The 24,989-nt window shown below is 67.2% G+C and carries 26 protein-coding genes; 9 read left to right on the plus strand and 17 right to left on the minus strand.

Going from position 1 to position 24,989, the window contains the following annotated elements; all coding sequences use genetic code 11:
- Window positions 1–56: 56 nt before the first annotated feature.
- From BMY69_RS05785 to BMY69_RS05800, 4 genes are all read right to left on the minus strand, one after another.
- Window positions 57–839, minus strand: coding sequence for a pseudouridine synthase (locus tag BMY69_RS05785; protein WP_090175960.1), 783 nt, complete (start codon window positions 837–839; stop codon window positions 57–59).
- Between the two features lie 110 nt (window positions 840–949).
- Window positions 950–1,648, minus strand: coding sequence for a C40 family peptidase (locus BMY69_RS05790; RefSeq protein WP_090052646.1), 699 nt, complete (start codon window positions 1,646–1,648; stop codon window positions 950–952).
- Between the two features lie 260 nt (window positions 1,649–1,908).
- Complete coding sequence (locus BMY69_RS05795) at window positions 1,909–2,619, minus strand: YggS family pyridoxal phosphate-dependent enzyme (RefSeq protein WP_090175963.1); 711 nt, start codon at window positions 2,617–2,619, stop codon at window positions 1,909–1,911.
- On the minus strand, window positions 2,616–4,058 hold the full coding sequence (locus BMY69_RS05800) for a M20 family metallopeptidase (protein WP_090175966.1): 1,443 nt from the start codon (window positions 4,056–4,058) through the stop codon (window positions 2,616–2,618). Before BMY69_RS05800 ends, BMY69_RS05795 begins: the two co-directional genes overlap by 4 nt.
- A gap of 193 nt (window positions 4,059–4,251) precedes the next feature.
- On the opposite strand from BMY69_RS05800, the gene BMY69_RS05805 reads away from it, so the two are divergent.
- From BMY69_RS05805 to BMY69_RS05815, 3 genes are all read left to right on the plus strand, one after another.
- Window positions 4,252–4,578: a ComEA family DNA-binding protein gene (locus BMY69_RS05805; RefSeq protein ID WP_090175968.1), complete on the plus strand. Its 327-nt coding sequence runs from the start codon at window positions 4,252–4,254 to the stop codon at window positions 4,576–4,578.
- Window positions 4,579–4,719: 141 nt separating this feature from the next.
- Window positions 4,720–5,181: an SET domain-containing protein gene (locus tag BMY69_RS05810; RefSeq protein ID WP_090175970.1), complete on the plus strand. Its 462-nt coding sequence runs from the start codon at window positions 4,720–4,722 to the stop codon at window positions 5,179–5,181.
- A 15-nt stretch (window positions 5,182–5,196) separates the two neighbouring features.
- Window positions 5,197–5,739, plus strand: coding sequence for a GNAT family N-acetyltransferase (locus tag BMY69_RS05815; protein ID WP_090052637.1), 543 nt, complete (start codon window positions 5,197–5,199; stop codon window positions 5,737–5,739).
- A 29-nt stretch (window positions 5,740–5,768) separates the two neighbouring features.
- Here BMY69_RS05815 and BMY69_RS05820 read toward each other — a convergent pair whose 3' ends face one another.
- From BMY69_RS05820 to BMY69_RS05855, 8 genes are all read right to left on the minus strand, one after another.
- Window positions 5,769–6,341 carry a hypothetical protein gene (locus BMY69_RS05820; protein WP_143070389.1) on the minus strand — a complete coding sequence of 191 codons (573 nt, stop codon included), beginning with the start codon at window positions 6,339–6,341 and terminating at the stop codon, window positions 5,769–5,771.
- Entirely contained in the window at window positions 6,310–9,336 is a 3,027-nt protein-coding gene (locus BMY69_RS05825) for a hypothetical protein (protein WP_143070390.1), read from the minus strand. The genes BMY69_RS05820 and BMY69_RS05825 overlap by 32 nt, the downstream gene beginning before the upstream one ends.
- Window positions 9,336–9,926: a hypothetical protein gene (locus BMY69_RS05830; RefSeq protein ID WP_143070391.1), complete on the minus strand. Its 591-nt coding sequence runs from the start codon at window positions 9,924–9,926 to the stop codon at window positions 9,336–9,338. The genes BMY69_RS05825 and BMY69_RS05830 overlap by 1 nt, the downstream gene beginning before the upstream one ends.
- A gap of 197 nt (window positions 9,927–10,123) precedes the next feature.
- Window positions 10,124–10,549: a hypothetical protein gene (locus BMY69_RS05835; protein ID WP_143070392.1), complete on the minus strand. Its 426-nt coding sequence runs from the start codon at window positions 10,547–10,549 to the stop codon at window positions 10,124–10,126.
- A gap of 40 nt (window positions 10,550–10,589) precedes the next feature.
- Window positions 10,590–11,111 carry a hypothetical protein gene (locus BMY69_RS05840; protein ID WP_143070393.1) on the minus strand — a complete coding sequence of 174 codons (522 nt, stop codon included), beginning with the start codon at window positions 11,109–11,111 and terminating at the stop codon, window positions 10,590–10,592.
- A gap of 472 nt (window positions 11,112–11,583) precedes the next feature.
- Window positions 11,584–12,495 carry a hypothetical protein gene (locus BMY69_RS05845; RefSeq protein ID WP_090175986.1) on the minus strand — a complete coding sequence of 304 codons (912 nt, stop codon included), beginning with the start codon at window positions 12,493–12,495 and terminating at the stop codon, window positions 11,584–11,586.
- Window positions 12,492–14,732 (minus strand): M1 family metallopeptidase, encoded by a 2,241-nt coding sequence (locus BMY69_RS05850; protein WP_177191087.1) that lies wholly within the window; start codon window positions 14,730–14,732, stop codon window positions 12,492–12,494. The genes BMY69_RS05845 and BMY69_RS05850 overlap by 4 nt, the downstream gene beginning before the upstream one ends.
- A 47-nt stretch (window positions 14,733–14,779) precedes the next feature.
- A complete protein-coding gene (locus tag BMY69_RS05855; protein ID WP_090175989.1) occupies window positions 14,780–15,637 on the minus strand; it encodes a 2OG-Fe(II) oxygenase in 858 nt (285 codons plus the stop codon).
- A gap of 129 nt (window positions 15,638–15,766) precedes the next feature.
- Here BMY69_RS05855 and BMY69_RS05860 point away from each other — a divergent pair, with 129 nt between their 5' ends.
- Window positions 15,767–16,165 carry a DUF3224 domain-containing protein gene (locus BMY69_RS05860; RefSeq protein WP_090176932.1) on the plus strand — a complete coding sequence of 133 codons (399 nt, stop codon included), beginning with the start codon at window positions 15,767–15,769 and terminating at the stop codon, window positions 16,163–16,165.
- A gap of 11 nt (window positions 16,166–16,176) precedes the next feature.
- Here the strand turns inward: BMY69_RS05860 and BMY69_RS05865 are convergent, their stop codons facing one another.
- The gene (locus tag BMY69_RS05865; protein WP_090052619.1) at window positions 16,177–16,425 is read right to left on the minus strand and encodes a GIY-YIG nuclease family protein; all 249 of its coding nucleotides are present in this window, start codon (window positions 16,423–16,425) and stop codon (window positions 16,177–16,179) included.
- 24 nt (window positions 16,426–16,449) lie between these two features.
- Here BMY69_RS05865 and BMY69_RS05870 point away from each other — a divergent pair, with 24 nt between their 5' ends.
- Entirely contained in the window at window positions 16,450–17,520 is a 1,071-nt protein-coding gene (locus BMY69_RS05870) for an aminotransferase-like domain-containing protein (protein WP_090175992.1), read from the plus strand.
- Here BMY69_RS05870 and BMY69_RS05875 read toward each other — a convergent pair whose 3' ends face one another.
- Window positions 17,521–18,339 carry a tRNA threonylcarbamoyladenosine dehydratase gene (locus BMY69_RS05875; RefSeq protein ID WP_090052615.1) on the minus strand — a complete coding sequence of 273 codons (819 nt, stop codon included), beginning with the start codon at window positions 18,337–18,339 and terminating at the stop codon, window positions 17,521–17,523. It lies immediately after the preceding gene.
- 64 nt (window positions 18,340–18,403) lie between these two features.
- Here BMY69_RS05875 and BMY69_RS05880 point away from each other — a divergent pair, with 64 nt between their 5' ends.
- The 4 genes from BMY69_RS05880 (at window position 18,404) to cqsA (ending at window position 22,773) form a co-directional block, all read left to right on the plus strand.
- Window positions 18,404–18,793 carry a cytochrome c gene (locus BMY69_RS05880; RefSeq protein ID WP_090175995.1) on the plus strand — a complete coding sequence of 130 codons (390 nt, stop codon included), beginning with the start codon at window positions 18,404–18,406 and terminating at the stop codon, window positions 18,791–18,793.
- Window positions 18,794–18,809: 16 nt separating this feature from the next.
- Window positions 18,810–20,219: a sensor histidine kinase gene (locus BMY69_RS05885; RefSeq protein ID WP_090175997.1), complete on the plus strand. Its 1,410-nt coding sequence runs from the start codon at window positions 18,810–18,812 to the stop codon at window positions 20,217–20,219.
- On the plus strand, window positions 20,219–21,256 hold the full coding sequence (locus tag BMY69_RS05890; RefSeq protein WP_090052608.1) for a response regulator: 1,038 nt from the start codon (window positions 20,219–20,221) through the stop codon (window positions 21,254–21,256). Before BMY69_RS05885 ends, BMY69_RS05890 begins: the two co-directional genes overlap by 1 nt.
- Window positions 21,257–21,510: 254 nt before the next feature.
- Window positions 21,511–22,773, plus strand: coding sequence for an alpha-hydroxyketone-type quorum-sensing autoinducer synthase (gene cqsA, locus BMY69_RS05895; protein ID WP_090176000.1), 1,263 nt, complete (start codon window positions 21,511–21,513; stop codon window positions 22,771–22,773).
- A gap of 18 nt (window positions 22,774–22,791) precedes the next feature.
- Here the strand turns inward: cqsA and BMY69_RS05900 are convergent, their stop codons facing one another.
- From BMY69_RS05900 to BMY69_RS05910, 3 genes are all read right to left on the minus strand, one after another.
- Window positions 22,792–23,097, minus strand: coding sequence for an Mpo1-like protein (locus BMY69_RS05900; RefSeq protein WP_090052604.1), 306 nt, complete (start codon window positions 23,095–23,097; stop codon window positions 22,792–22,794).
- Between the two features lie 14 nt (window positions 23,098–23,111).
- A complete protein-coding gene (locus BMY69_RS05905; protein ID WP_090052603.1) occupies window positions 23,112–23,993 on the minus strand; it encodes a pirin family protein in 882 nt (293 codons plus the stop codon).
- An 82-nt stretch (window positions 23,994–24,075) separates the two neighbouring features.
- The gene (locus BMY69_RS05910) at window positions 24,076–24,939 is read right to left on the minus strand and encodes an alpha/beta hydrolase family protein (protein WP_255364472.1); all 864 of its coding nucleotides are present in this window, start codon (window positions 24,937–24,939) and stop codon (window positions 24,076–24,078) included.
- Window positions 24,940–24,989 lie beyond the last annotated feature (50 nt).

A 24,989-nucleotide genomic window follows, 5' to 3' on the forward strand; every position in this document is an offset into this window, starting at 1 on the left:
GCCGCCGTGGCCCCGGTAGGAGCGCGCCCTGCGCGCGACATCTTTTCGCGAAGAGCTCACTTCCGCCGCTGCGCCTGACGTCGCCGCAACATCGCCACTTCCGCCTCGGTCAGGGGCCGCCAGTGGCCTTTCGCCAGTTCGCCCAGTGGCAGATCGCCGATCGCCACGCGCACGAGGCGCTGCACGTCGAAGCCAAGCGCGGACATCAATCGGCGGATATGGCGGTTCCGGCCCTCGTCGAGCGTCACTTCCAGCCAGGCGTTCTTCTCGCCCTGCCGCAGCAACGACGCCGCGCCCGCGCGGAGCGTCTCGCCCGCGTCGACGACGCCCGTGAGCATGGCGGCAAGCGTGGTCTGGTCCGGCTGCCCCGCGACCTGCACGTGGTAGGTCTTCGGCACATGCGTCGCCGGATCGGTGATGCCCGCCGCCCACACCGTATCGTTGGACAGGAGCAGCAACCCCTCGCTCGCCTTGTCGAGGCGGCCCACGGGGCCGAGCCAGGGCAAGCCCGCGTCGGCGAGCAGCGAATACACCGTGTCGTGGCCGCGCTCGTCGGACGCGGAGACCACGATGCCGCGCGGCTTGTTCATCGCCACGTACACGGGCGCGGCCGCCTGCGCGGCACCACCGTCGATCTCGATCCGCTCCGGACCCGCGATCGGGAACTCGGGATCGCGCACGATCTTTCCGTCCACCCGAACCCTGCCCTCCCGCGCCAGCTTCTCGCCCTGGCTGCGCGAACAGAGGCCGCGCTTCGAGAGAACGCGGGCCAGGCCGAAGACGGGAACGGAGGGACGGCGCGATCGCGTGGCGGGCGCACGAGGAGGCTGACGGGGCATGGCGCATAGGATACATGCGCCACCGACAGCGCCACCGCCCCTGGAAACGCACAAAAAAAAACGGCATGCCGGAGCATGCCGTTTCGGAAATATACGTTGAAGGGCTTCCGTCAGATCTTGGCGATGCCTTCGGGGCGCTTGGCGCCGACGAAGTGCTTGGACCAGTAGGCCTCGTTGAGGCTATCCACGCGGACGGTCTTGCCGGCCGACGGCGAGTGGATGAACTGGCCGTTGTCGATGTAGATGCCGACGTGCGAGATCGCCTTGCCGCGGGTGCGGAAGAACACGAGATCGCCCGTCTTCATTTCGTTGCGCTTGACCTTGAGGCCGGCGAGGAACTGGCTGGCCGAGTTGGTCGGGAGGTCGAGACCGATGCTGTGCATGAACACGTAGCGGACGAAGCCGCTGCAATCGAAGCCGGTGGACGGTGCGCGGCCACCACGGCGGTAGCGGATATCGCGGAGCTTCATGGCGAAGGCCATCAGGGCCTCGCGGGCGTGACCGTCGACATGACCGGCCAGCTTGTCGGTCGCGGCGGCGACCAGGCTGTCGTCTTCATCGTCGGCATCCGGCGCGGCGGCGTCGTTCACGGCGACGGCGGCGGTCTGCGGGGCGATGAGCGAAGCGACATCGGGGATGGTGGACTGCGCGAGACCCGTGGCGGGCGCGAAGACCGGGAGATCGGTGAGCAGGAGCGTGGCGGACTGGTCGAGACCCTGTGGAGCGGTGATCGTGTCGGCGACGGCGGGTGTAACGATGGCGATACAGCAGGTGGCTAACGCGAGAGCGGTCAGTCGCTTTAAGTGCATGAGCGAGAAGGCCTATTCATCGTGGAGTTAAGCCGCCGTGAAGGTGAGACGACCGTGAACGAGTGGTGAAGTTACCAAACCCGTTTGGTCCTGTTGTTGGCATAAAGTTAAAAAACGCCGTTCCTAGGAAACATTCAGACATCTCGCAGAAACCTGCGGGCTGTGGGACGAAATCCTGAACGGATTGAGCCACTTGCCTTCACAAACGTGAGGCCGCGACCGTGTCCGGGCGTCTTTTCCTTGCCGAAAATGTGTAGGGGTTACCGCGCGGGCTTGTAAGCCCTTGCCCCGAAGATCGAACTGCCGATCCGCACCTCGGTACTGCCCTCGGCGATGGCCAGAGCGAAGTCCCCGCTCATGCCCATGGACAGCCGGTCGACGGCGTGGCCGGCCTGCCGGGCACTGTCACGCAGCCGATACAGGGTACGGAAACAGGCCCTCACCCGGGCTTCGTCCTCGCTCGCCTCGGCCAGCGTCATCAGACCCCGCACGCGCAGGCTGGAGAACGCCCGTAGGGCGTCGAGGAAGGCGGGAAGTTCGTCCGGATCGAGGCCGGACTTGGTCTCCTCGGGCGAGGTCTTCACCTGCACCAGCACGTCGATCCCCCGCCCCGCCGCCTGCAGCGCCTTGTCGAGCGCCACGGCGAGGTCGAGCCGGTCGAGCGACTGGACCTCGTTCGCGAACTTCGCGACCGCCTTCGCCTTGTTGGTCTGCAGGTGGCCGATGACGACCCAGTCCAGAGCCTCGGCGGCGAGGGCCGTGGCCTTCGCCTGGATCTCCTGGACCTTGTTCTCGCCGAAGCGGCGCAGCCCGAGCGCCACCGCCTCGCGCACCACGTCCTCGCCGAAGGTCTTGCTGACGGGCAGGAGCGTCACCTCCGCGGGATCGCGCCCGGCGAGCCGGCAGGCCTCCGCGATCGAGGACCGCACGGCGGCAAGGCGCCCCGCGAGGGTGTCCTGCCCGGCCGTCATGCCTTCGACGCTTCCTGGAAGTGACGGGCGACGACGTCGGCGACCACCATGCTCACGCGCTTGCCGGTGGGAATGTGCAGGAACTCGTTCGGGCCATGCGCGTTGGAATGCGGGCCGAGCACGCCGGTGATCAGGAACTGCGCCTGGGGGAACTTCTCGCCCAGCATGCCCATGAACGGAATGCTGCCGCCTTCGCCCATGTAGGCGGCGGGAGCGCCGAAGTAGTGCTGCGACGCCTGCGCGACGGCGTCTTCGAGCCACGGCGAAAGGGCCGGCGCGTTCCAGCCGCTGCCGTCCTTCTCGAGATCGAAGGTCACCTTCGCGCCGTACGGCGGATCCTTCTCGAGCAGCTGCTTCAGGAACCGGCCGGCTTCCGCGCCCGACAGCGTCGGCGGCACGCGCAGGCTGAGCTTCACCGCCGTCTTCGGACGCAACACGTTGCCGGCGCTGTCGAGCGGCGGCATGCCGCCGATGCCCGTCACCGCGAGCTGCGGGCGCCACGTGCGGTTGAGCACCAGCTCGGAGAGGTCGTCGGTCACGGGCTTCATGCCTTCGACGAACGGGAACTTGTCGTAGACCGCCGTGCCGAGCACCTCGGCCGAACGACGCGCCTGCTCCACGCGCTGCGGCGGGATGTCGACGTACAGCTCGCGCGGGAGGATGGTGCCGGTCTTCGGATCCTCGAGGCGACCCAGGATGTCGCGCAGGATGCGGAAGCTCGACGGGACCACGCCCGAGGCGTCGCCCGAATGCACGCCCTCTTCCAGCACCTGGACGGTGAGGTTGCCGCCGGTCATGCCGCGCAGCGAGGTGGTCAGCCACAGCTGGTCGTAGTTGCCACAGCCCGAATCCAGGCACACGACGAGCGCCGGGTTGCCGATGCGGTCCGCGAGGTGGTCGACGTAGTACGGCAGGTCGTAGCTGCCGGACTCCTCGCAGGCCTCGATCAGGATGACGCAGCGCGCGTGCGGCACGCCCTGGTCGCGCAGCGCGAGCAGCGCGGCGAGCGAACCGAAGATGGCGTAGCCGTCGTCGGCGCCGCCGCGGCCGTACAGCTTGTCGCCCTTGATCACCGGCTTCCACGGACCGAGGTCCTCGGCCCAGCCCGTCATCTCCGGCTGCTTGTCGAGATGACCATAGAGCACGACGGTCTCATCCGTGCCCTTGCCCTGGACGCCCTGCGCCGGCACGTCGATGTAGATGAGCGGCGTACGGCCTTCGAGGCGGACGACCTCGAGCGTCGCGCCTTCGAACGCCGAAAGCTTGCCGCGCGCCCAGGTCTCCATGAGCGTCACGGCCTGGTCCATGTAGCCGTGTTCCCGCCACTGCGCGTCGAACATCGGCGACTTGTTCGGGATGCGGATGTATTCGACCAGCTGCGGGACGATTTCCGCGTCCCAGAGGCCGCTGACGAAGGAAGTGATGCGGGAGGTATCCATGGGGAACGGACTCGTGGGGGACAAAGACCGATTGTAACAGCGCCGACAGCCGCGCCCGTGGCGCCGTGGGTGCCGGCGAGGCGCCGGCGGTGCGCGCGCCCACATGGGACGGCGCGCGCCGCCGGTTCGCGAAAACCGCGGCGCGCCGCAGAGTGCCCCGGCGTCATTCGACGCGTCGATGAGGAGTACCACCATGAAACGCCACCTCGCCGCGCTCGCGGCACTGCTTTTCGCGCCGCTCGCCTTCGCCTCCACGCCGGTGAACATCAACACCGCGGACGCTTCCACCCTCGCGGAATCGCTCGACGGCGTGGGCCTCTCCAAGGCGAAGGCCATCGTCGCTTACCGCGAGGCGCACGGCCCGTTCGAGTCGGCCGACCAGCTGACCGAGGTCAAGGGAATCGGCGCCGCGCTGGTCGACCGCAATCGCGACGCGATCCAGGTCGACGGCGGTAAACCGGCCAAGAAAGCGAAAGCGCCTCGCGCGGCCAAGGCGAAAGCGGACGCCGACGAGGGCTGACGAGGCCGTCCGGCCGTTCACGACCCCGCCTGGCGCCGGGCGGGGTCCTCCCCTCTTTCATTACCGGACGATCGCGCTACACTCGCGCCCCATGCCGGGCAGGCACTTGCCTTCCCGCGGGTAGAGGGGCGTCATGCAGCAATGATCCTTCCGCGTTACCGCATCGCCGATTCCGCCATCCCCGGCGCCGGCAAGGGCTTGTTCGTCGACGAATTCGTGGCCGCCGGCCAGATCGTGACCGCCCCCGACGGCATCGATGCCACCTACAGCTGGCAAGACATCACGTCGTCGCCCGAGCTCTCCGCGAACCTCTTCGCCGTCGCCCGCTGGTTCGGGGACCGCTACACCGTGTCGCCGGACTGGCCCGACGAGTGCTACGTGAACCACAGTTTCGAGCCGACCGGCCTCTGGCACCTCGGCTTCATCTTCGCGGCGAAGGACCTTCCGCAAGGCGCTGAAATCACAGTCGATTATCGCCACCTTCTCGCACCGGGCCAGGAAGAGAGCTTCCAAGACGCCGCCACTGGTGGGAAAATAACGGGCTTGTCCTGGCAGGACAGCCTCGCGCAGAGCACCCGCGCCCTGGCGCGCCTGCTCGGCTGACACCTGGTCACTTCGATGCCATTTGCAGACATTCCCGTTCTCGAAACGCCGCGCCTGCGGCTCACCGCCCTCACCGAACGCCACTTCGACGATTACGCGGCCATGCTCGCGGACGCCGACAGCACGCGCTGGATCGGTGACGGCCAGCCGCTGGATCGCATGAACGCATGGCGTTCGATGGCGATGCTGCTCGGTCACTGGGCGCTTCGCGGTTGCGGCATGTGGGCCATCGAGCTGAAGGACACCGGCGAATTCATCGGCCGCGCAGGTCTGATGAAGCCCGAAGGCTGGCCCGACCTCGAACTCGGCTGGATGCTCAAGCCCGAGCATCGCCACCACGGCTACGCGACCGAGGCCGGCGAAGCCATCCTCGACTTCGCGTGGAAGGAGATGCACGCGCAGCGCGTGATCAGCCTCGTGCGTATCGGCAACGAGGCGTCTGACCACGTGGCCGAACGCCTCGGTGGCGAACACATCGACAACATCGATTTCCTCGGCGGTGCGACGCACCTGTTCGCTTACTACCCGCCGCACCGCGAAGTGCGCCGCGCGGGCTGAGCGCCGCCGACGGTGTCACGGCTCGTCGGCTACTTGCGCAGCTCGACGAGCCGATAGTCCTTCTTCTCCCCGAAACGCGCGCCGCCTTTGACGATGCGCGCGCACAGCCGCCCGTCGCCGCACGGTGCGACGTCGGCTTCGTCCACCGTTTTCAGGTACGCCACCTCCTCGATCAACCGGGAGTACTCCTGCCGGTAATGCCCGAAGAGCACCTGATACACGATCACGAGACTGACGATCGCCAGGATGAGAAGACTGCCGATACCAACGTAGAGGCGCCGGCGGAAGCGGAAGAACGTGTCGTGCGACGCCTCCACCTTGCTTACAGCGGCCTTCAGTTGCCCGAGAACGACCTGCTGCTCGTCGCGTGCCGTCCTGAGCGATGCCGCGACCTGCACGTCGAAGAGTCGCGCGGCCGCTTCCGCCTCGTTGCGGATGGTCCGCTCCAGCCGCATGATCTGGCTGTCCGCCATTTTCTGCAGCGCGACGATTTGCATGGCCGGTGCCATCGCGCCCCGTTCGTTTCGATAACCGTCCATTGAAGACCTCGCTCCCTCGCCACTGAAAAACTCAACCGCCGCCGTCGCCGCCGCCGAACGCACCGCCCATGTCCGCCGCCGTCAGGGGCTGCAGGTCGAGCGTGAGTACCTTCCCTCGCGGCCCGTGCTGCAGCGACTCGGCCTCCTGTTGCGCGCGTATCATCTCGTCGATCCTGCGTTGCTCGGCGAGCTCCGCCTCACGCTGCGCGGCCAGTTCGACGCGCTCGCGCTCGATGATGTCCGCCGCCTCCTGCAATAGCTGCTGGACCTCGGGCCGCTCACCCAGCTTGTCGAACGCCTTATCGATCGCCTGGGTGTCATTGGACTGCAACGCCAGCCACATGTCGGCCATGTCCTTGTCTTCCTCGGGCATGCCGGGAAGATAGGGGTTGTACGAAAACGGGTCGGACGGATCGAGGTTGGCGTAGGGATCGGGCGCGGGCGGGCCGACGAGATAGTGCATCGGCGTCGGAAAGGGGTCCTCATAGGTCCTGCCGCGGCCATGACTGTCACTGGTGTCCCGGTGAAACACGATGCTCTCGGCCTCCCGGGCGTCGTCCCAGCGTGGCGTGTCGAGGCTCATGAACCATGCATCGTGGATCGTCGAGGGATCGTGTGATGTTTCGGCGTTTCGTGCGTCGTGCATCAGCGGATCGTGCCCGGACGTATGGGCGTTCTGCCATGGAGGCGTGTTGTCCCATGAGCGATCCGCGGATGGACTACTCTCGATCCCGTCGTGCTCCCGTTCGAGATGCGACGCGTGGCGCCATGCGTCGTCATGCGCGAATGGCGGGCTGTGGGTCGCCGAATGTGCACTTCGCGCCGCCTCGTTCTCGCCACGCAGGCCATGCTCGTCGGGCGGACCCGGGGCGAATCGCTCATCGTCGTGTCGTCGCTCACGCTCCGACGCCTCGCGATCCTCCCAGTACCTTTCTTCATGAACGCGCGCGCGATCGGCCCGTGCGCGTTCGTCGATGACGCGATCATTCTCGTGTCGCCTTTCGTCGCGTGCTTCCCGCGCACGTTCCACCGCCTCCGCCTGCTCTTCCCGATGGCGATTCATCGCTTCGCGGAACAAACGGTGGTGTTCCGCTGCGTCGAAAATGGGAAAACCTTCAGGAAGGCCCGATGCGTCATGGGCTTCATGAAGCGGCGACACGCGCCTGTCGCGGGCGGATGCGGATTCAGCAGCGCGCACGTCGCCACCACGGCCGACGCCCCGCCCTGCCGGTCCGATAAACCGATGCGCGACGACGACGTTATCGATCGATGCGCCACGCTTCGGCACCAAGGCGCCGATGGACGCTCCGTTACCCGAATCGCTCGAGCCGGATGCCGTGGACTCATCGTCCGCCGCGGCAGACGGCCGCTGGAGACGTTCGTACGCCACGTCCAGCTGGTGCTGGAGGCCCACTTCGGCCGGATTGCGACCGAAGAGCGCGCCGGGCGTAGTCCACCGGCCGTCGTCACCGCGCGTGTAAGCGTGGCCATCGGAAGCGAGCAGGCGCCCGGGATGCTGGATGGCGTCCTGGACCGCGGGCGGCAAGTCGCCATGCCGCGACCAGCCGAACCGGTCGTAGGCCGTCTTGTATTGCGTGGCTATCGCTATCGGCGTCGTTTCGAGGTTCGCCGCGACGATGTCCTGCGCCTGCCGGTCCAGCGCCGCGGCGCGCTCGCGCGACGCGATCTCGACCCCGAAGCGCTGCATGCTCAACCCGACATGGCTATCGGTCACCTGACGCGACCATCGACCGCTCCGCGCGTCGCGCTGCCAGTCGCCTTCGTAGACGTTCGCCGGCCGATGATCCTCCGGCGTCGAGGCGACGCGGTACGGATTCACCGGCGCAGGCGGCGACGCGAGCGCCAGTTCCACCGCCCGGCTGGACGCCTGGTAGTTGAGCCGATCGGCCAGCTCGGGTGCTGCCGTCAGCGTGCGCGAGGTGTAGATGGGGACGCCACGGTCCACGGTGGCCTGCGCATCGAGTTCGCCGTCGACGCGACGCGTCCAGCCCTGCGCCGGGTGCGCGGGATCGAACGCCCAACGATGTCCTCGCTCATCGGTCTGATGGTTGATGCGATGTCGATCGATCCACGCCGCCAGCCGGTCGCCAGCGACCGCAACCGCGATACCGCCGATGGCACCGCCGAGAAACGCACCCGGCCCGGTCTCGGCCGTGAGCGCCGCGCCTGTCGACGCGCCCAGCGCGGCACCGCCCCACCCACCGACATTGCGCGCCACCGCCCCGACGATGTGCGACTGCGCGCCGATGTCGTTACCCCGGTCGCTTAGCTGCATCGCCTCGCGAACCGATGCCACGCCGTCGTAGACCGTGGTCGCCGCTCCAAGCGCCTTGGTCGCGACCTGCCCCACATGGAACGTCGCGCCCGGCGCGCGGCGCACGCCAGCCACCGGCGCGGCAGCGGGCGTCGACAGCAGGCCAGCAAGGGACGCTTCCCTGACATAGGAAGCCTGTACCTGCGGAAGCACACCTTCCACGCCATGCCGCGCATACGTCTCGCGCAGCAACTCCACCGGCACACCACCAAGGCTGCGCACAGCGGGATTGCGCAACGCCGTGGGAACTTCCACCTGCGCGAAGACCCGCTGCGGATTCGCATTGACGGCGATGACTTTTACATCGCCGCGAAGCGACGAGGCGAAGTCGCGCGAGGCTTCGCACCAGAGGCAGTTCTGGATGCTGGCGGGGCTGTATGCCGGCGCATTTGCATCGCCATAAAGAAAGGCCCCTACGATTTCCTTCGCAAGCCGATCGGGCACGCCCTGAGATTGAAGAATTCGCTTTGCCGACGACTTTATCGCCTCGTCGACCTGAGCGTTCGCTAAGAACTGGCCGCGCGGCGTAGCATCGATAATCGAAGCAGGCGCGATCCTGGCGTACTCGATAGCGAGAGCATTCGACGACTTTTCTCCCACCGAGCCGCTGTATAAAGCTGCGGCCCGCCCGGATGACGTCGCCGGATACGCACGCACGACTGCCTGAATCTCGTCTAAGGTAACTGCTCGTTCAATGCGCGATATGTCGGATCTGATATCCACTAGATCCGGTTCTCGTCCCGGATAAGTGCCCAACCATCCCGGAAAATTAACTCACCCATGAAACGAGCCTCGAAGAACTCGCTCAGCAAGGATGGGCGATCTTCAAGGCTGCGCCATACCGGAACTGCCTGACAAAGAATGGCCTGAACTTCTTCGAGATCCTTCACTGTGAACGCTGCGCAATACTTCGCGTTCGGCTCGGTGCCGAGCCAGTCATGCTTGGTCCATCCGAACGACACGATCTCCAGGTTGTAGCGATTCCCATCAGCCAGGTGCAGCTGAGTAATCTCTCCGTAGTAGACTCGCCCGCGAAGTTCTACGGCGAACGTATCGATAGGCGGTTCGTCCCTCCCGCGCCTCCCGCCCGCATAACGAACCCTTCCCTGCGGAAACTCGATCCATTCGAATGTTTTGCTGTAGTCGCCCACGAAACTCTCCTTGGCGGCAAAGCGAGTCGTCGCGAATGCCGCAAATCCATGAAGCAAGACAGGCACGGACGTCGCAAACACATAGATCTCGATCCCGTTGCGTCGTGGCGGCAGCGAAAGCAACGCTTCACCGTGTCGCCGACAATGCGGAGTGTGCCTCATGGCAACCAGTTCGTGCGCGGCAGGATCAACTTTTCAGAAAACTTCTATGTTTCGTGCCCCTGACACGCACCGACCATTCACCCGTGCCTGCGCATCCAATTCTCCGCGGTCCGACTGCGCAGTATTCAAACGCTCGACGTCCAGCATCTGGATCCCAGCGCGCTTGATGCGATCAACATCCTGTAACAGATCCACTACTACGAACCGTTCTCCTCCTTGAGCAGAGCCCAGCCAACCTGAAAGACGACGTCGCCCGTGAAGCGCGACCTTGTGCTAAACAAAAAGCTAGGCTTGTCTTCCAGTTCGTTCCAAGCAGTAATGCCCTGACATATCAGTGTTTGCGCATCCTCCAATTGCGACGGGAGGAAGGAAGCACAGAAACGCGGATCCGGCTCCGATCCGTACCAGTCCTTCTCAAGCCGCCCAAATGACACGACCCGAACGAAGTAGGTCTTGGCATCAGGCAAGAAATCTCTTCGTATCTCACCGTAGTAAGTCGAGCCAAAGGCCTCTATGGCGAACACTTCGATTGGAGGTTCGTCCCTTCCTCGCGCCCGTCCTTCATAGCGAATCCTTCCTTGCAAGAAGTCGAACCAATCGAACGTTTTTACGTAGTTAACCAAGAAAGTGCTCTCCGCCGCGTCTGGTCCAGATTGGCGCGATTCATCGGACGCCGCCCTCTTCACTGATCAAAGCCCATCCATCTCTAAAAACAATCTTGCCAGTAAAGTGAGTTTGAAGAGACTCGTACAGAATGGCTGGCCTGTCCTCAAGCCTTCGCCAGATCGACACCGCCGCACAAAGCAAAGACTGTACGTCGTTCAGATCGTTCAGAGTAAAGGACGCGCAATGCTCGGGGTCTGGCTCATTGCCAGACCAGTCGTGCTTTATCCACCCAAACGAAGCGACTTCCATGCTGTAGTCGTTCTTCTCAGGCGGGAATACTTCACGAATTTCGCCGTAATAGACAGCTCCGCGAAGCTCAACAGCGAACGTCTCTATCGATGGCTCATCCCTGCCCCGCATCCCTCCTGCGTATCGAACCCTCCCCTGCGGGAGATCAATCCATTCGAATGTTTTGCTGTAGTCGCCCACGAAACTCTCCTTGGCGGCAAACCGAACCATCGCGAATGGCGCGAATCCTTGAAGCAGGTCGGGCACGATCCTCGCGAACATATAGATCACGACGGCATTGCGTCATGCCAGCCATCAACGCAGCGCATGACGGCGTTGCCGAGGATGCGGAGTGTGCCTTATGGCAACCGATTCGTGGGCGGCGACGGCAACTTTTCAGAAAACTTCTATGTTTTCGGTTGACGGCGTTGTGGGGCGGGTGCCGTGCGGTGTGGGGTGATTTGTAGGTGATGTTTGGCGGCTCATGCTGCGTCGCCTCGCGCCGGCGCTGAGGGCGCGGAGATCTCGGGGCTTCACTCGTGGGGTGCCCGCTGCGTGGGATCGCCGATGCGATCGGCTCCCACCGTTCCGTAGGGGGATGCCCGCGAGATTGCCCGCTGCGCGATCGCCGATGCGATCGGCTCCCACCGTTCCGTAGGGAGATGCCCGCGAGATTGCCCGCTGCGCGGGATCGCCGATGCGATCGGCTCCTACCGTTCCGTAGGAGGATGCTCGTCTGCGATCCCGCGCGGGGAGGCCTTCGTCACAGCGCCGGGGCGAAGTCCGTGCGGCGGCGGCGGTGGGGGCTGATCGCGGCGAGGCCAGCGAGTGCGAGAAGGCGTGCGGTGCGCATCCACGCCGTGACGATCACGCCGATCTGCACGATCAGGAACCCGGTCCAGAAGCCGGAGCCGGTCGCGGTGGTGTGGCCGCGCCACGATGCGATGGTGACGAGGAGGACGCTGCCGACGAGCGTGATCACGAGATAGACGAAGAGCGTCGCGAACGGTCGGCGCAGGCATTGCGCGAATCCACGACCCAGCGCGACGAATGCGGAGCGCAGGCCGATGTCCGCGATGAACTGGGCGCGTGCCGATTCGACGATCGCCTGAGCGACGACGAACAGCAGGACGGCGACCGCCAGCGCGCCGTGCTCGTACATCTCGGCACGCGATGCCAGCAGGCTCGTCTCGACCCGGTCGTCGGCCAGCGACGTCACGCCGTACGCCGCGGCGATGAACAGGCCATACGGAATCAGGGCCAGGATGCCGAGGCGGAGCATGCGGCCGTACTCGGTCGCCCCGCCCTGCAGCAGCCCGCCAAAGCCGAGTGCGCGGTTGGCGCGTCCGCCGGCGACGACCATGCCGGCGAGGAACGGCGCGAACACCAGTGTGACCAGCGTGCCGGCGACGAGCGCCATGCCGGTCCATGGATTGTCCGTGGTCAGTGCCGTCCAGGTATCGCCGAACATCAGCCCGTCGAAGTGCGACGCCCAGGCATCGGCGTGCACGGAGTGGCCGAGGAGGCCATCCAGCACGCGCCACAACGGCAGCGCGACGACCGCGGCCGGCAGTAGCGTCACGAGGATCCACAGCAGCGCGAGGCGCCATTGCAGGCCCCCGAGCGCACCCTGCGCCAGCGCGCCCAGCGACGAACGTTTGCGATCGGTGTTCATAGCGTCCCCAGCAACGCGTAGAAGCCCTGCAGCAGGGCGGCGAAATCCGAACCCCAACGGCGCGAGGCCGCGTGATTTTCCTCGACCGTGCGGCTGTCGTTGAGCTTGTCGAGGTCGAGGTAGATCTTCCGCTCGGGATCCAGTTCGGCGGACTTCGCCTTCACCGAGCCGGTGAAGGTGAAGCGCGCCCAGCGGCGATCGTCGTCCCAGCGCACGGTCCGCTCCGAGCCATCCATGAAGGTCACCTTCAGCGTCTGCGGCACGCGGGCGCCGTCGCGCCAGACCGTCACGGTGGTCTTCCAAGGAAACGGCCCCGTGCCGGGAGCCGCGTCCTTGTGCGCTTTCTTCCAGTCCGCACGCTGCTTCTCGACGGAGGCATCGATCGACTCGCCATCGACTTCACCGCGGCGCCCGTCCTTCACGACGGTGCCAGCCAGCGGCAACACCTCTTCGCTGACGATGTCGCTCACGCGGTCGTCGATGCGGTCGGTGCCGAACACGAACTGGTTGAACACCTGCGCGACGACCTCCGGCTTGCCGGATACGTCGCTGAGCGTCGCCTGCAGGTCGGCGATGGACGGATGACGGAAGTGCCAGGTCGCGTAGTACTGGCGGAAGGCCTTTTCCATGACGTCCTTGCCCAGCCGCTCCTCGAGATCGTGCATGGCCGTCGCCGTGCGCGAATAGACGGTGGCGTAGTTGGCGCTGGAAAGCCGGTTCCACGCGTTCTGACCGAGCGGATCGGCCGGGCGGCGCAGCCTCGCCAGCATGCGTTCGAGCTGGAACGGAGCGATCGGCGCCTCGACGCCGAAGAACTTCCATAGCGGCGTGGTGAGGTACACCGACTGGTTCCGCTCGCGCAGCATGCGATCGTCCCAGTATTCGTTGAGCCCCTCGTCGAGCATCGGCTCCTCGAATTCGTTCGACGCGAGCAGTCCGTAGAAGTAGCCGTGGCCGAACTCGTGGATCGTCACGAAATCGAGCAGGAACTCGTCGAGCGTCTTCGGCGCCACCTTGCGGTAGCTGTCGGCCGTGAAGAACGTCGGATATTCCATGCCGCCCGCTTCCGTCGCGTTGAACGGGGGAATGATCGCCGTCAGCGTCTTGTACGGGTACGGCCCGAGCGTCGAGGAGAAATACGCCAGCGAATCGAGCGACGCCTTCAGCGCCGGCGCGGCGCTCGCCTCGTACTCCGGCGGGTAGATCACGCGCACCTTGACCTTCGGGCTGCCGGGGCCGGTGTATTCGCCGTCGAGCGTCGCGTAGCCCGGGGCCGCCATCCACGCGAAGTCGTGCACGTCGCCCTGGATGAAGTGCCAGGTGAGCTCGTTGCCCTCGGGCGTCGGTTCGCCCTGCTGCTCGCCCACCGCGCCGACCACGTAATCCTTCGGCAGCGTCATGCGGACGTCGTACTCGCCGAAATCGGCGTAGAACTCGCTGTTGAAATGGAACTCGTGCACGTTCCAGCGTGGCTCGGTGGCACCGCGCTCGCCCGGCAGTTCCAGTACGCCGATCTTCGGGAACCACTGGGCCACGAGATGGAAGCGGCCGACGTAGCCGGTGCGTTCGATCACGCGCGGCAGCTGGCTGTGGAAGTTCATGTCGAGCGTGACGCTCGCGCCCGCGGGCACGGGCTGCGCGAGATCGACGCGAACGACGGTGTGGTCCGTCTCGGGGCCGCCGTCGGGATGTACGTAGCGCCACTTCAGCGGCGCGCCGTCCTGTTCCACGTCGCCCAGGTCGATGTAGCCCCACTCGCCTTTCTTCACGGCGTCGGTGCCGCGCGAACCGCCATGCGCGGCGAGCGTGCGGCGCTCGGTGAAGAACGTGCTGCCCTCCCCTTCGAAGGCGTTCAGATACAGGTGGAGGAACACCGCCGATACGGGGCGGTCGCTTCGGTTGCGCCACGTCAGCTGCTGCTGGCCATCCACCGTGTGCTTCTCGGGATCGAGCCGCGCCTGGATGCGGTACGACACCACGCGATCCGACAGCGTCGCCTCGCTACCGGTGCGCGGCCCGCCCCATGCATCGGGCGCGCTGGGCGTCGATACCCAGGCGGCATCGCGCGATGCGAAGGGAATCTCGACGGGCGGCGGAGGCGGAGCCGCGGAAGTGGCGGGCGCGGGAAGCGTCGCCGGTGGCACGGACGGCGGCGCCTGTTGGCCCCACGCGGCGTGAGCGCACAGCAGGCATCCCGCCGCGACGAAACGAACGACCCTGGCAGCCTCGCGGCGCATTGTTCCCCCTTCCCCCTGGACGACGAAGCGTCGACCTTACACCAACGTCAGCCGGGAAAGGCGTGCTCGCGCATCCATTTCGTCAGGATCCACTTCTCGCCCCGGAGCACCGGCGCGCCGCCATGCAGCGACAGCGGATCGAGCGCGCCTTCGGGCGTGGTGTACTCGAAATAGAGCGCCTGCCCCAGGCGTGGGACGTAGCTGAAATCGATGCGCGGGAAGATGGTCTCGCCGCCCGCTTCCACGTCGTTGAGGTACATGATGAGCGTCGACACGCGCTGCCCGCCGCTCGCCAGATGCGCCCTGCTGCCGGGGTCGTCGGGCGGGAAGTAATCGTAGTGGGCGACGTATTCCGCGCCGACGCCGTAACGCATCGCCTGCAGGCCTTCGCCGTGCTCTTCGCCCAGTCGCATGAGGAGCGCCGCGCGCGCGTCGACGCGCGCGATCAGTTCGTTTTCGGAACGGCCGAAGTTGGCCCCCTCGCTGGTGCGGATGGACTGCACGACACCCTGCCCCGTGCCGGGGCTGACGACCTGCGAGCGCGCGAGACGCGACGTCGCCATCTCGCGCAGCGCCGCGCACTCGTCGGCGTCGAGCACGCCATCGAGGATGGCGATGAGCGGACGCGCTACCCGCGCGAGGACGCGGACGCGGCGATCGCCGGCGTCGAGGACGTGCCCCTCGCCCAGGCGGCTGCGGAAGGACGCCGGCACCGCGTCGGACGCCTCGCGCGGCGCGGCCCCGCCGAACACGGCGTCGGCGATCGCGTCGCGCGCGGCGCGCTCGTCGAACCGGTGCTCGCGCATCGTGGTCAGGAGATCCGCGGGACCGTGGCCGGCGGCCAGCGACTCGCCGATCCAGCGATGCCAGTCGGGGGTGATCTTCGTATGGGGGCGGGCTTCCATGGCAGTATCTTCGTCGACGGTGGAAGCCGTAAGGGCTCCATTTTCCGACCGGAGGACGTCATGCGTTTCCTGCGCCGGAGCGTGCTTGTCGCGCTCATCCTAAGTCACTCCATCGCCTACGGGTACCCTATGTCACAGCAAGCGCACGGTTCGTTCGACGTCACCATGACGCCTTCCGGCAAGCCGGACGAGCGGGACGGGTCGGCACTCGGGGCGATGACCCTGACCAAGGTCTTCCACGGCGACCTCGATGGAGCTTCCGCCGGCACCATGCTGACCGCCTCCAGCACGGCGACCCCGGGCTCCGCGGCCTACGTCGCGGTCGAACGCTTCGAGGGCACGCTGGGCGGCAGGAAGGACGCGTTCGCGCTCGTCCATCGCGGCGTCATGTCCGCCGCGGGCCGCGACCTGTCCATCACGATCGTGCCGGACTCAGGCAGCGGCGACCTCAAGGGGATCAGCGGGACGCTGACGATCGACATCCGCGACGGCAAGCACTTCTACGACCTGAGCTACGCGTTGCCCTGATCCACGCCTGGTCACGCAGGCTGCGTCCCGAGCCACGCGAGCTTGCGTGCCTTCGGCAGCCGCTTGACCTCGTGCTCGGCCTTCGACGCGGCCGAGCGATCGGGGAACGGGCGCGAACCGAGCAGGCGCACCGGCGGATTGGCGCGCGTGTAGCGGGCACCCTTTCCGGCGACGTGGGCGGCGTAGCGCGCCTCCAGGTCGTTGGTGATGCCCGCGTACCAGGCGCCGTTACGGCATTCGATGAGATAGACGCACCACATGGTGGGCAAGCCTACAATGCCCGCATGGCGCCGAACTACGATCTTGCCGTCAACCTGCCCCTTCGCCTGAACGCGGCGACGCTGCTCAACGCGCGACTCGCCCGGACCACGGTGGACGCCGACGCGCTGGCCTATCCCGATCTCGCCGGTCCCCTCGACGTCCGCGAAGCGATCGCGCGCTGGCTCGCGCGGGCATCGGGGCACGCGGGGGTCGATCCGGCGCTGATCGCGCTGACCATCGGCGCGCGGCATGCACTGGGGCTCACCCTGCTCCACGCGGCAATGCCGCGGAACCGGGTCGTGCTGGTCGAGGAGCGCACGTACCACGGCTTCCGGACCGCCGCGCGGGGCATGGGCATCCAGTGCGTCGACGTCGCGGCGGACGAGCACGGCGCCCGGCCCGAGGCGCTCGCCCAGGCCGCGCGCCGTCACGCCGCGCAGGTCTTCTACGTCCAGCCCACGTATCAGAACCCCACGACGGTCACCATGCCGCTCGCGCGGCGCCAGGCGATCGTCGCCACGGCGCGGGAGCTCGGACTGATCCTCATCGAGGGGGACGTCTATTCGCCGCTGGCGACGTTCAGCGGCGAGGCGCTGCCGTCGCTGGCGTCGCTCGCGCCCGACCGCGTCTTCCACGCGGGCGGCATCGGCAAGATCCTCGGCCCCGGCCTGCGGGTCGGCTGGCTGCTCCACCCGGACCGCGAATCGCACGCGTCGACCACCGCGTTGATCCAGCGGGAGCAGGATGGACTCCCCACCCTCTGGCCGCGCATCGTCGCGCGTTGCATGGACGACGGCAGCCTCGACGCGCACCTGCAGGGGCTGGCCGGAAGCATGCGCGAACGCGGACGGCTCGCCCGGCGCATCGTCGGTGACGATCTGATCGTGAACGGCGCGTGCCTGCATGCCTGGCTTCCGGCGACGGATCCCTTGGGCGTGGAGCGTCGCCTGCTCGCTCGCGGCGTGCGCGTGGCGCGCTCGTCGAACTTCGTGTCGCGGCCCCGACGGCCGCAGGGTGTCCGGCTGTCGCTCGGCGCCGAGGAAGACGTCGGCCGGCTCGAAGAGGCGCTGTCGATCGTCGCCGAGGCGCGCTGATCAGGCCTTCGGTTTCGCGGTCAGTTTCTCGAGCGCCTTGCCCACCGCCGCGAACGCGAAGGCACCGGTGACATGCGTCGCCGCGCCCAGGCCGCCGCCGCAGTCGAGCTTGAGCGCATCGCTGCCCGGCGGACGCACGCCGCATACCGTGCCGTCCGCCTGCGGGTACTGCACGTTCTGCATCGAGTACACGGCCGACACGCCGAAGAAGCGATCCGGATTCCGCGGGAAGCCATGCTCCTGGCGGAGCTTCTTGCGGATCATGCTGAGCATCGCGTCGTGCTCGGTGCGCGAAAGGTCGCGCACGCGGATCTGCGTCGGATCGGTCCGGCCTCCCGCCGCGCCCACGGTGACGAGCGGCACCTTCCGGCGGCGGCACCACACGATGGTCTCCAGCTTGACCTTGAGCGCGTCGCAGGCGTCGATGACGACGTCGTAGCCGCGGTCGAGCAGTTCGTCGAGCGTCGACGGGGTGAGGAAACGCTCCATCGCCTCGAGCCGGATCGTCGGGCTGATGGCATGGGCGCGCTCCGCCACGACGCCGACCTTCGGCTTGCCGTACTGACCGTCCAGCGCGTGCATCTGGCGGTTCGTGTTGGAGAGGCACACGTCGTCGCCGTCGATCAGCGTCAGCCGGCCGATGCCGCTGCGTGCCAGCGCCTCGGCCGCCCACGAGCCCACGCCACCCACGCCGATCACGCAGACGTGCGCATGGGCGAGGCGGTCGAGGGTGCCGCGACCGTACAGTCGCTCGATGCCGGCGAAACGTTCGGCCTGGGCCGTGCTCACGGGGGACTCGCTGGGGGAATAGGTGCTCATTGTCTCATATTGAACAAACGTGACCGTGGGCTATGCTGGCGTCCTCGTATGCGATGGACCACCAATGCGCCCGCTGCTACTCGTCATCCTCGGCCTCGTGACAGGCGCGATGGGGGCGACCTTCGCCCTGTCCGCCCTTCACCAGGGCACCCCTTTCCATCGGGGCGTGATGGCCGTGATGCAGCACCACATGGGCGTACTGCGCGCCAACGTGCGGGCGAACCAGTGCGATGCCAAGGCCTCCGTGCTCCGGTTCGGGCGGATGCGCTCCGCGGCCACGGACGTGCGCGACGCCTTCCCGGACATGGACGCGGCGTTCTATGCGGCGGCCGACCATCTCGGCACGGCGCTGGACGCCGCCGTGGCGGCGGCACCCGCGAACTGCGAGGCGCTGACGGCCACGCTCGCGCCGGTCGGCGAGGCGTGCCAGTCCTGTCACCGGCAGTACCGATGAGCGGCGGTGCCCAGCCGTGAGCGACGACCGAACGACGGACGCCTTGCCGGGCACCGCCGCGACGCCGGACACCACCCGGCCCCGGCAGTTCTTCCGGCTGCAGTTGTGGCTGCTGATGCGCGCGCTCGAGCGCTTCGAAACCACGATGTTCCTGCGGACGCGGTACTCGCAGCCCAAGATGGTGGCCATCGGCGTCGTCGGCAGCTTCTGCCTGGCCGTGTACTACCCCATCTGGGCGTACCTCTTCCCGCAGCCGTACGAAAACCTGCCCATGCGGCTGATCTGCAGCGCCACGTTCATCCCGCTGGCCCTGCTGCCCTGGTGGCCGCGGCGGCTGCGGACGCACCTGCCCACCTACTGGTACTTCGCGATGACCATCGCGATGCCCTTCTTCGTCGGTTACATGACCCTGCGCAACGCGACGCCGGCCTGGCTGATGACGCACCTGGCGTGCGTGATGCTGCTGATGATGCTGTTCGACATCGCCAGCTTCCTCGTCGTCTTCACCATCGGCAGCGCGCTGGCCGCGCTGGTCTTCGCGCTGTCGCCGGAGGCCCACCTGCACGCGCGGACGATGCTCGAATACATCCCGCTGCTGATGTTCGGCATGGTCGGCGGCGCGACGTGCACGGTCTCGGCCAACATGGCGGAACAGTCGCGCATCGACGCCCTGACGGCCGCATCCAACAACATCGCCCACGAGCTGCGCACGCCGCTGGGGTCCCTGCGCATCGCCGCCCGCGCCGTGGCCCGGTTCATGCCCGACCTGATCCGCAGCCACCGGCTCGCGGAATCCGAGGGGCTGCCGGTGCCGGAAGTCCGCGCGCAGAACCTGCACGCACTGGAGCGCAGCATCGGGGTCATGGAGCGCGAGGTCACCTACGCGAACACGATCATCGACATGCTGCTGCTGGCGGCCCGGCCGATCGGCGAGGTGCCGCTCAGCCCCCTCGCGGCCCGCGAACTGGTGGACCAGGCGCTGCGACGCTTCCCCTACGGCTCCCGCGCGGAGCGCGAGCGCATCACCCTCTCGGTGGCGGGCGACTTCCGGCTGCTCGGGGAGGAGGCCCTGGTGGTCCACGTCCTCTTCAATCTGCTGCGGAATGCACTTTTTCATACCGATCGGGCCGGCAAGGGCGACATCCGGGTCTTCGTCGAGCCGGGCGAACTGGTCAACCGGATACGGGTCCACGACACCGGCCCGGGCATCCCTCCGGACGTTCTTCCCCGCATTTTCAACCGGTTTTACTCCCACGCCAGCGACAGCGCGGGGACGGGCAACGTGACCGGCCTCGGCATAGGACTCGCTTTTTGTCGCGAGGCGATGGAGCATATGGGCGGAGGCATCTCGTGCCGTACCAATCTGGGGGAATTCACGGAGTTCACCCTCTCCTTTCCGCATCCGGAGACCGGGGACCGGCAGTGATGACGTTGAACTCGCAGGGCGACATCCAGCCCTTCCATTTCCCGACCACCACCGTGCTGGTCGACGACCACGAGGAATACCTCGACGTGGTCCCGTTGCTGCTCGACCCGATGATGCGGGTGCGGACCTTCAGCTCGCCGCGCAACGCGCTGGCGACGCTGGGCAACAACGGCAGCCGGCCCGTTCCCGGCGGCGGCTGGCTCTACCGCTGGAAGGACCGCCCGTCCGAGACCCAGGAACTGGTCGCGCTGGACATCGATTCCATCCACCGCGTGGTCTACGATCCGGAGCGCTTCGCCGAGATCTCCGTCGTGGTGGTCGATCAGGCGATGCCCGAAATGGACGGCATCAGCTTCTGCAAGCGCCTGCCCAACCCGCACATCGGCAAGATCCTCCTGACCGGCCGCGCGGACGACGCCACCGCCATCGACGCCTTCAATTCGGGCGTCATCGACCGCTTCATCCGCAAGAACGATCCCGAGGCGATCTCCAAGCTGCAGACGGCCATCACGGAACTGCAGCGCCGCTACTTCGAGCGCGCCAGCGCCTTCGTCGCCGAAACGCTGGCCCTCGGCAATTTCCGCTTCCTGCGCGATCCCGCGTTCCGCGAGGTCCTGCAGTCGGTGACCGCCACCTTCCAGCCCGTCGAGTGTTACGTGCACTGCAATCCGACCGGCCTGCTGCTGGTGGACGCCTGGGGCATCGGGCGCTTCCTCCTAGTCCAGACGGACGAGGACCTGCGCACCCACTATGAAATTGCGGCAGATCTCGGGGCGCCTCCGGCCGTCCTCGAGGCGCTTCGCCAGGGTGCGGCCCTGCCCTGGTTCAACTCCCGCGACGGCTTCTACCACCGGGGCGTCCGCGATCCCGAGTCGCAGCTGCACCCCGCGACTGCCGTCTCCGGCGAACAGTGGTACTACTACGCCCTCATCGACGATGTGGAGCGTTTCCGGCTGCAACACGTGAAGTCGTACCGCACGTGGCTGCGCGAACAGGATCTCAGCCTGGCCGCGGACAGCCGTTCACACCGCATCTAGGGCCTCTATCCCAGGCTCGCCACTCTCATGCGCCGGCGGGATCGGCGCAGCGGCGTCCTGTCGCCCGTGAAATCCAACCGGTGCGGCCCCTGGCCGTGCCCTCTCTGTCTCAAAGCCATGGGGTGCGGCAGGCCCTCGCGGGCGGTCGTTCGCGTACCTCTGTGACGATTTCGCGCCTGGCAGGGCGAGGCCGGCGTGCGTGCGCCGTCCGTCGGGCGGCGGCGAAGTTCGCCCGCTGACAGAGAGAGAAGACCATGGAAAACGTTTCCATCCTCCACCCGATCGTCAAGGCGCCGGAGCTTCCGGCATTCGTCGCACGCAGGGTCGATCGATTTCACAATGAACGGGTGGCCATCGACTGGGGTGGCCGTCACATTTTGCGCGGCCGGCGTCCGTCCGACGGCGACCTGATGCTCCAAAGCAATGATTACCTCGCCATCGCCGGCCATCCGGACATCGTCGAGGCCCAGCGCGACGCGCTCGCGACGGGTGGCCTCGGCATGATGATGTCCGCCCTCTTCCAGCAGGATGCCGATCAGCCCCTGCATCGGGCCGAGGCCGAGCTCGCCCGTGCCGTGGGCAGCGAGGACGGCATCCTCGCCCAGTCGGGCTTCGCCGCGAACGTCGGGCTGATCCAGTCGCTGGCCGGGGAGCGTATTCCGGTCTACATCGACATGCTCGCGCACGCCTCGCTATGGGAAGGCATACGCAGCGCGGGAGCGAAAGCGGTGCCGGTGCTGCACAACGACGTCGCGCACCTGGAAAGGCAGGTGCTGCGCAACGGCGCCGGCGTGATCGTCGTCGACGCCGTGTACAGCACGAACGGCAGCCTGGCGCCGCTCACGGACATCGCCGCCGTGGCGGAAGCGCACGGATGCGTGCTGGTCGTCGACGAATCCCATTCGCTCGGCACGCATGGCGCGCGCGGCGAAGGCCTCGTCGCCAGCCTCGGCCTCAACGACCGCGTGCACTTCATCACGGCGAGCCTCGCGAAGGCGTATTGCTCGCGCGCCGGTTTCATCGCGTGCACGACGCGCTTCAAGGATTACTTCGGTTGCGAGGCGTTGCCGGCGATCTTCAGTTCGTCGTTACTCCCGCATGAGCTCGCCGGTCTCTCGGCGGGGCACCGCGTGATCCAGACGGAGGGCTGGCGCAGGCAGCGGCTGCGCGCCGTCACGCGACGCGTGCGCCACGAGCTGACCGAGCTCGGCTATCCCATCGGCGACGGCACGGAGCAGATCATCGCGTTCGAGGCGGGCCAGGAAATCCTCACCGGCCACGTGCGCGACGTGATGGAGCGGCATGGGATCTTCGGCTCCGTGTTCAGCGCGCCGGCGACGACGGTCAACCGTTCGCTGCTCCGCCTCACGCTGAATGCGGGCATGAGCGACGGCGACGTCGAGCGGCTCCTGCACGCGTGCCGCGTCGCGCGCGACGACATGGCGCTGCCGACGTGGAGCGCGGCGCGCAGGGAGCAGCGCGAACAGGGCAAGGCGGCAGCCGCGGAAGTCGCGTGACGGATCGCGTGGACGCGTTCAGCGCAGTGAAACGCGTCCACGCAGGATGTCCCGGAACATCGCCCAGTCGCCCATGAAGCTGTAGAACGGATGCCGGAACGTCGCCGGCCGGTTCTTCTCGAAGACGAAGTGACCCACCCATGCGAAACCGTAGCCACCGACCAGGGCCGCCAGGAGCCACCAGGCCTGGCCGGTGGCCACGAGCATCGCGAGCGCGACGAGCACGACCCAGCTGCCCGCGAAATGGAGGCGTCGGCAGCGCACGTCCGCGTGCTCGCCGAGGTAATAGGGATAGAACTCGCGGAAACTGGCGAACCGGGCCATGACGCGCCTCGTCTTCAGTACGTGGGCAAGGGAATGCGTTCGTATTCGTCGCCGGGCACGATCGGGAAACGGCCTTCCGACCAATCGGCCTTGGCCGCCTCGATGAGCTCCGGGGAGCTCGCGACGAAGTTCCACCACAGGTGGCGCTCGCCATCGAGCGGTGCGCCGCCGAACAGCATGATCAACGAATCCTCGTGCGCGACGAGTTCGGGCGGGTCGCCGTCGTGCGCCACGGCCATGTCCAGCTTGCCGAGTTCCACGTCGCCGAAGCGCGCGGCACCCTCGACGACGTAGGCGCCCCACTCGGCGTGCTGCGCCGGCATCGCGACACGTGCGCCCTTCCGCAGCCGCGCCTCGACGAAGAACATCGGTGCGAACACGCGTACCGGCGATCGTTCGCCGAACGCGTCGCCCGCGATCACGACGAGCCGCGCACCGTCGCGCTCCACCACGGGCAGTTCGCCCGCGGCGTGGTGGTGGAACTCGGGCTCGATGCGTTCGTGGCTCTTCGGCAGCGCCACCCATACCTGGATGCCGTGCAGATTCCCGTTGTGCGCCTCGCCGGCGGGGCGGACCTCCGGCGGCGTGCGCTCGGAGTGCACGATGCCCCGTCCGGCAGTCATCCAGTTGACTTCGCCGGGACGGATGTCGACGGCGCTGCCGAGGCTGTCGCGGTGGCGGATGACGCCATCGAACAGCCACGTGACGGTGGCCAGACCGATGTGCGGGTGCGGACGCACGTCGAGACCGGCGTCGTCCTCGAACGACGCAGGCCCCATCTGGTCGAAGAAAACGAACGGGCCGACGTGACGCGCTTTCAGATGCGGAAGCATGCGGCGTACGACGAAGCCGCCACCGAGGTCGCGTTGCTTGCCGTCGATGGGAATGGTGGTCATGGGCTTCTCCCCGGGAAACAGATGAGAGCCTAGCAAACGTGGGGGTGGACGGATGGTACGCGTGTGTCGCCGTGCGTGCCGCTCAGCCTTGCAACATGCCGTTCGCGAGGCGGCGTGCCACGCTGGCCGGCTGTTTCATCCAGGCGAAATGATCGGCGCGTTCGCCGCCGAGCTCGTCGGGCGTCACGACACCCGTGTCGCGCGGCGCGTCGGGCATCTTGTCGAGCAGGAAATCCAGCGACGACGCCGGCGCCAGCCAGTCGTCCTGGAGCCTCAACGCGCGCACCGGCGCACGCTGACGACCGAGCGCCGCCTCGAGGTCCACCGCGAGCCCCACCGCGGCGTAAACGCCACGGCGGCCGCTACGGGACCAGTCGGCGATCACGCCGCGCGCCTCGTTGCCGCCGAACCCGATCCGCCTGCCGGGCAGACGGCCGACCATGTGGGCGAGCATCGGCGCGGCGACGTACGCGAACAGCACCCACGGGGGGAAGCGCCGCCAGTACGGGGCGCCGCTGGCGACGAGCGCGACGCCGGCCAGCTCGTGCGGCGTCATGCCGGCGAGCAGGCAGGCGAGCTGTCCGCCAAGGCTATGGCCACCCACGTGCAGCGGGACATCCGCGACGGTGGTGGCGAGCGTATCGAGGCTACGCGGCAGGTCGTAGGTGAGCAGTTCGCGGTAGCCCCAGTCGCATCGGCGACCAGCCCGGCGGTCGCTCGATCCGTGGCCACGCCATTCGTGGATGCCCACGGTGATGCCGTGCGCGGCGAGCGCCCGGGCGAACGGTTCGTAGTGGCGTGCCGCCACGCCAAGCGCGGGAACCCAGAGCAACGCCGCGAGGGAGCGCTCGCGGGGGCAGAAGAAGAGCAGATCGGCGGTCGCCCCGTCGTCCATCCGGAGGTGGATGGTTTCCCGTGCGACCCGTTCGTCCGTGGCGTCCGTCATGCGGTATCCGTCGTGCGCGCAAAAGCTCCTCCGGCGCAGGGCGCCGGAGG

Origin of the sequence: Luteibacter sp. UNC138MFCol5.1 (assembly GCF_900110505.1) — a bacterium.
Taxonomy (GTDB): Bacteria; Pseudomonadota; Gammaproteobacteria; order Xanthomonadales; family Rhodanobacteraceae; genus Luteibacter.

Excerpts from the sequence above, each read along its gene's own strand:
- BMY69_RS05785 (WP_090175960.1), bottom strand. The coding sequence starts at position 839 with ATGCCCCGTCAGCCTCCTCGTGCGCCCGCCACGCGATCGCGCCGTCCC.
- BMY69_RS05810 (WP_090175970.1), top strand. The coding sequence starts at position 4,720 with ATGATCCTTCCGCGTTACCGCATCGCCGATTCCGCCATCCCCGGCGCC.
- cqsA (WP_090176000.1), top strand. The coding sequence starts at position 21,511 with ATGGAAAACGTTTCCATCCTCCACCCGATCGTCAAGGCGCCGGAGCTT.
- BMY69_RS05870 (WP_090175992.1), top strand. The coding sequence starts at position 16,450 with ATGGCGCCGAACTACGATCTTGCCGTCAACCTGCCCCTTCGCCTGAAC.
- BMY69_RS05800 (WP_090175966.1), bottom strand. The coding sequence starts at position 4,058 with ATGGATACCTCCCGCATCACTTCCTTCGTCAGCGGCCTCTGGGACGCG.
- BMY69_RS05860 (WP_090176932.1), top strand. The coding sequence starts at position 15,767 with ATGTCACAGCAAGCGCACGGTTCGTTCGACGTCACCATGACGCCTTCC.
- BMY69_RS05845 (WP_090175986.1), bottom strand. The coding sequence starts at position 12,495 with ATGAACACCGATCGCAAACGTTCGTCGCTGGGCGCGCTGGCGCAGGGT.
- BMY69_RS05830 (WP_143070391.1), bottom strand. The coding sequence starts at position 9,926 with ATGAGGCACACTCCGCATTGTCGGCGACACGGTGAAGCGTTGCTTTCG.
- BMY69_RS05790 (WP_090052646.1), bottom strand. The coding sequence starts at position 1,648 with ATGCACTTAAAGCGACTGACCGCTCTCGCGTTAGCCACCTGCTGTATC.
- BMY69_RS05850 (WP_177191087.1), bottom strand. The coding sequence starts at position 14,732 with ATGCGCCGCGAGGCTGCCAGGGTCGTTCGTTTCGTCGCGGCGGGATGC.
- BMY69_RS05855 (WP_090175989.1), bottom strand. The coding sequence starts at position 15,637 with ATGGAAGCCCGCCCCCATACGAAGATCACCCCCGACTGGCATCGCTGG.
- BMY69_RS05815 (WP_090052637.1), top strand. The coding sequence starts at position 5,197 with ATGCCATTTGCAGACATTCCCGTTCTCGAAACGCCGCGCCTGCGGCTC.
- BMY69_RS05890 (WP_090052608.1), top strand. The coding sequence starts at position 20,219 with ATGACGTTGAACTCGCAGGGCGACATCCAGCCCTTCCATTTCCCGACC.
- BMY69_RS05795 (WP_090175963.1), bottom strand. The coding sequence starts at position 2,619 with ATGACGGCCGGGCAGGACACCCTCGCGGGGCGCCTTGCCGCCGTGCGG.
- BMY69_RS05910 (WP_255364472.1), bottom strand. The coding sequence starts at position 24,939 with ATGACGGACGCCACGGACGAACGGGTCGCACGGGAAACCATCCACCTC.
- BMY69_RS05805 (WP_090175968.1), top strand. The coding sequence starts at position 4,252 with ATGAAACGCCACCTCGCCGCGCTCGCGGCACTGCTTTTCGCGCCGCTC.
- BMY69_RS05865 (WP_090052619.1), bottom strand. The coding sequence starts at position 16,425 with ATGTGGTGCGTCTATCTCATCGAATGCCGTAACGGCGCCTGGTACGCG.
- BMY69_RS05905 (WP_090052603.1), bottom strand. The coding sequence starts at position 23,993 with ATGACCACCATTCCCATCGACGGCAAGCAACGCGACCTCGGTGGCGGC.
- BMY69_RS05880 (WP_090175995.1), top strand. The coding sequence starts at position 18,404 with ATGCGCCCGCTGCTACTCGTCATCCTCGGCCTCGTGACAGGCGCGATG.
- BMY69_RS05900 (WP_090052604.1), bottom strand. The coding sequence starts at position 23,097 with ATGGCCCGGTTCGCCAGTTTCCGCGAGTTCTATCCCTATTACCTCGGC.
- BMY69_RS05875 (WP_090052615.1), bottom strand. The coding sequence starts at position 18,339 with ATGAGCACCTATTCCCCCAGCGAGTCCCCCGTGAGCACGGCCCAGGCC.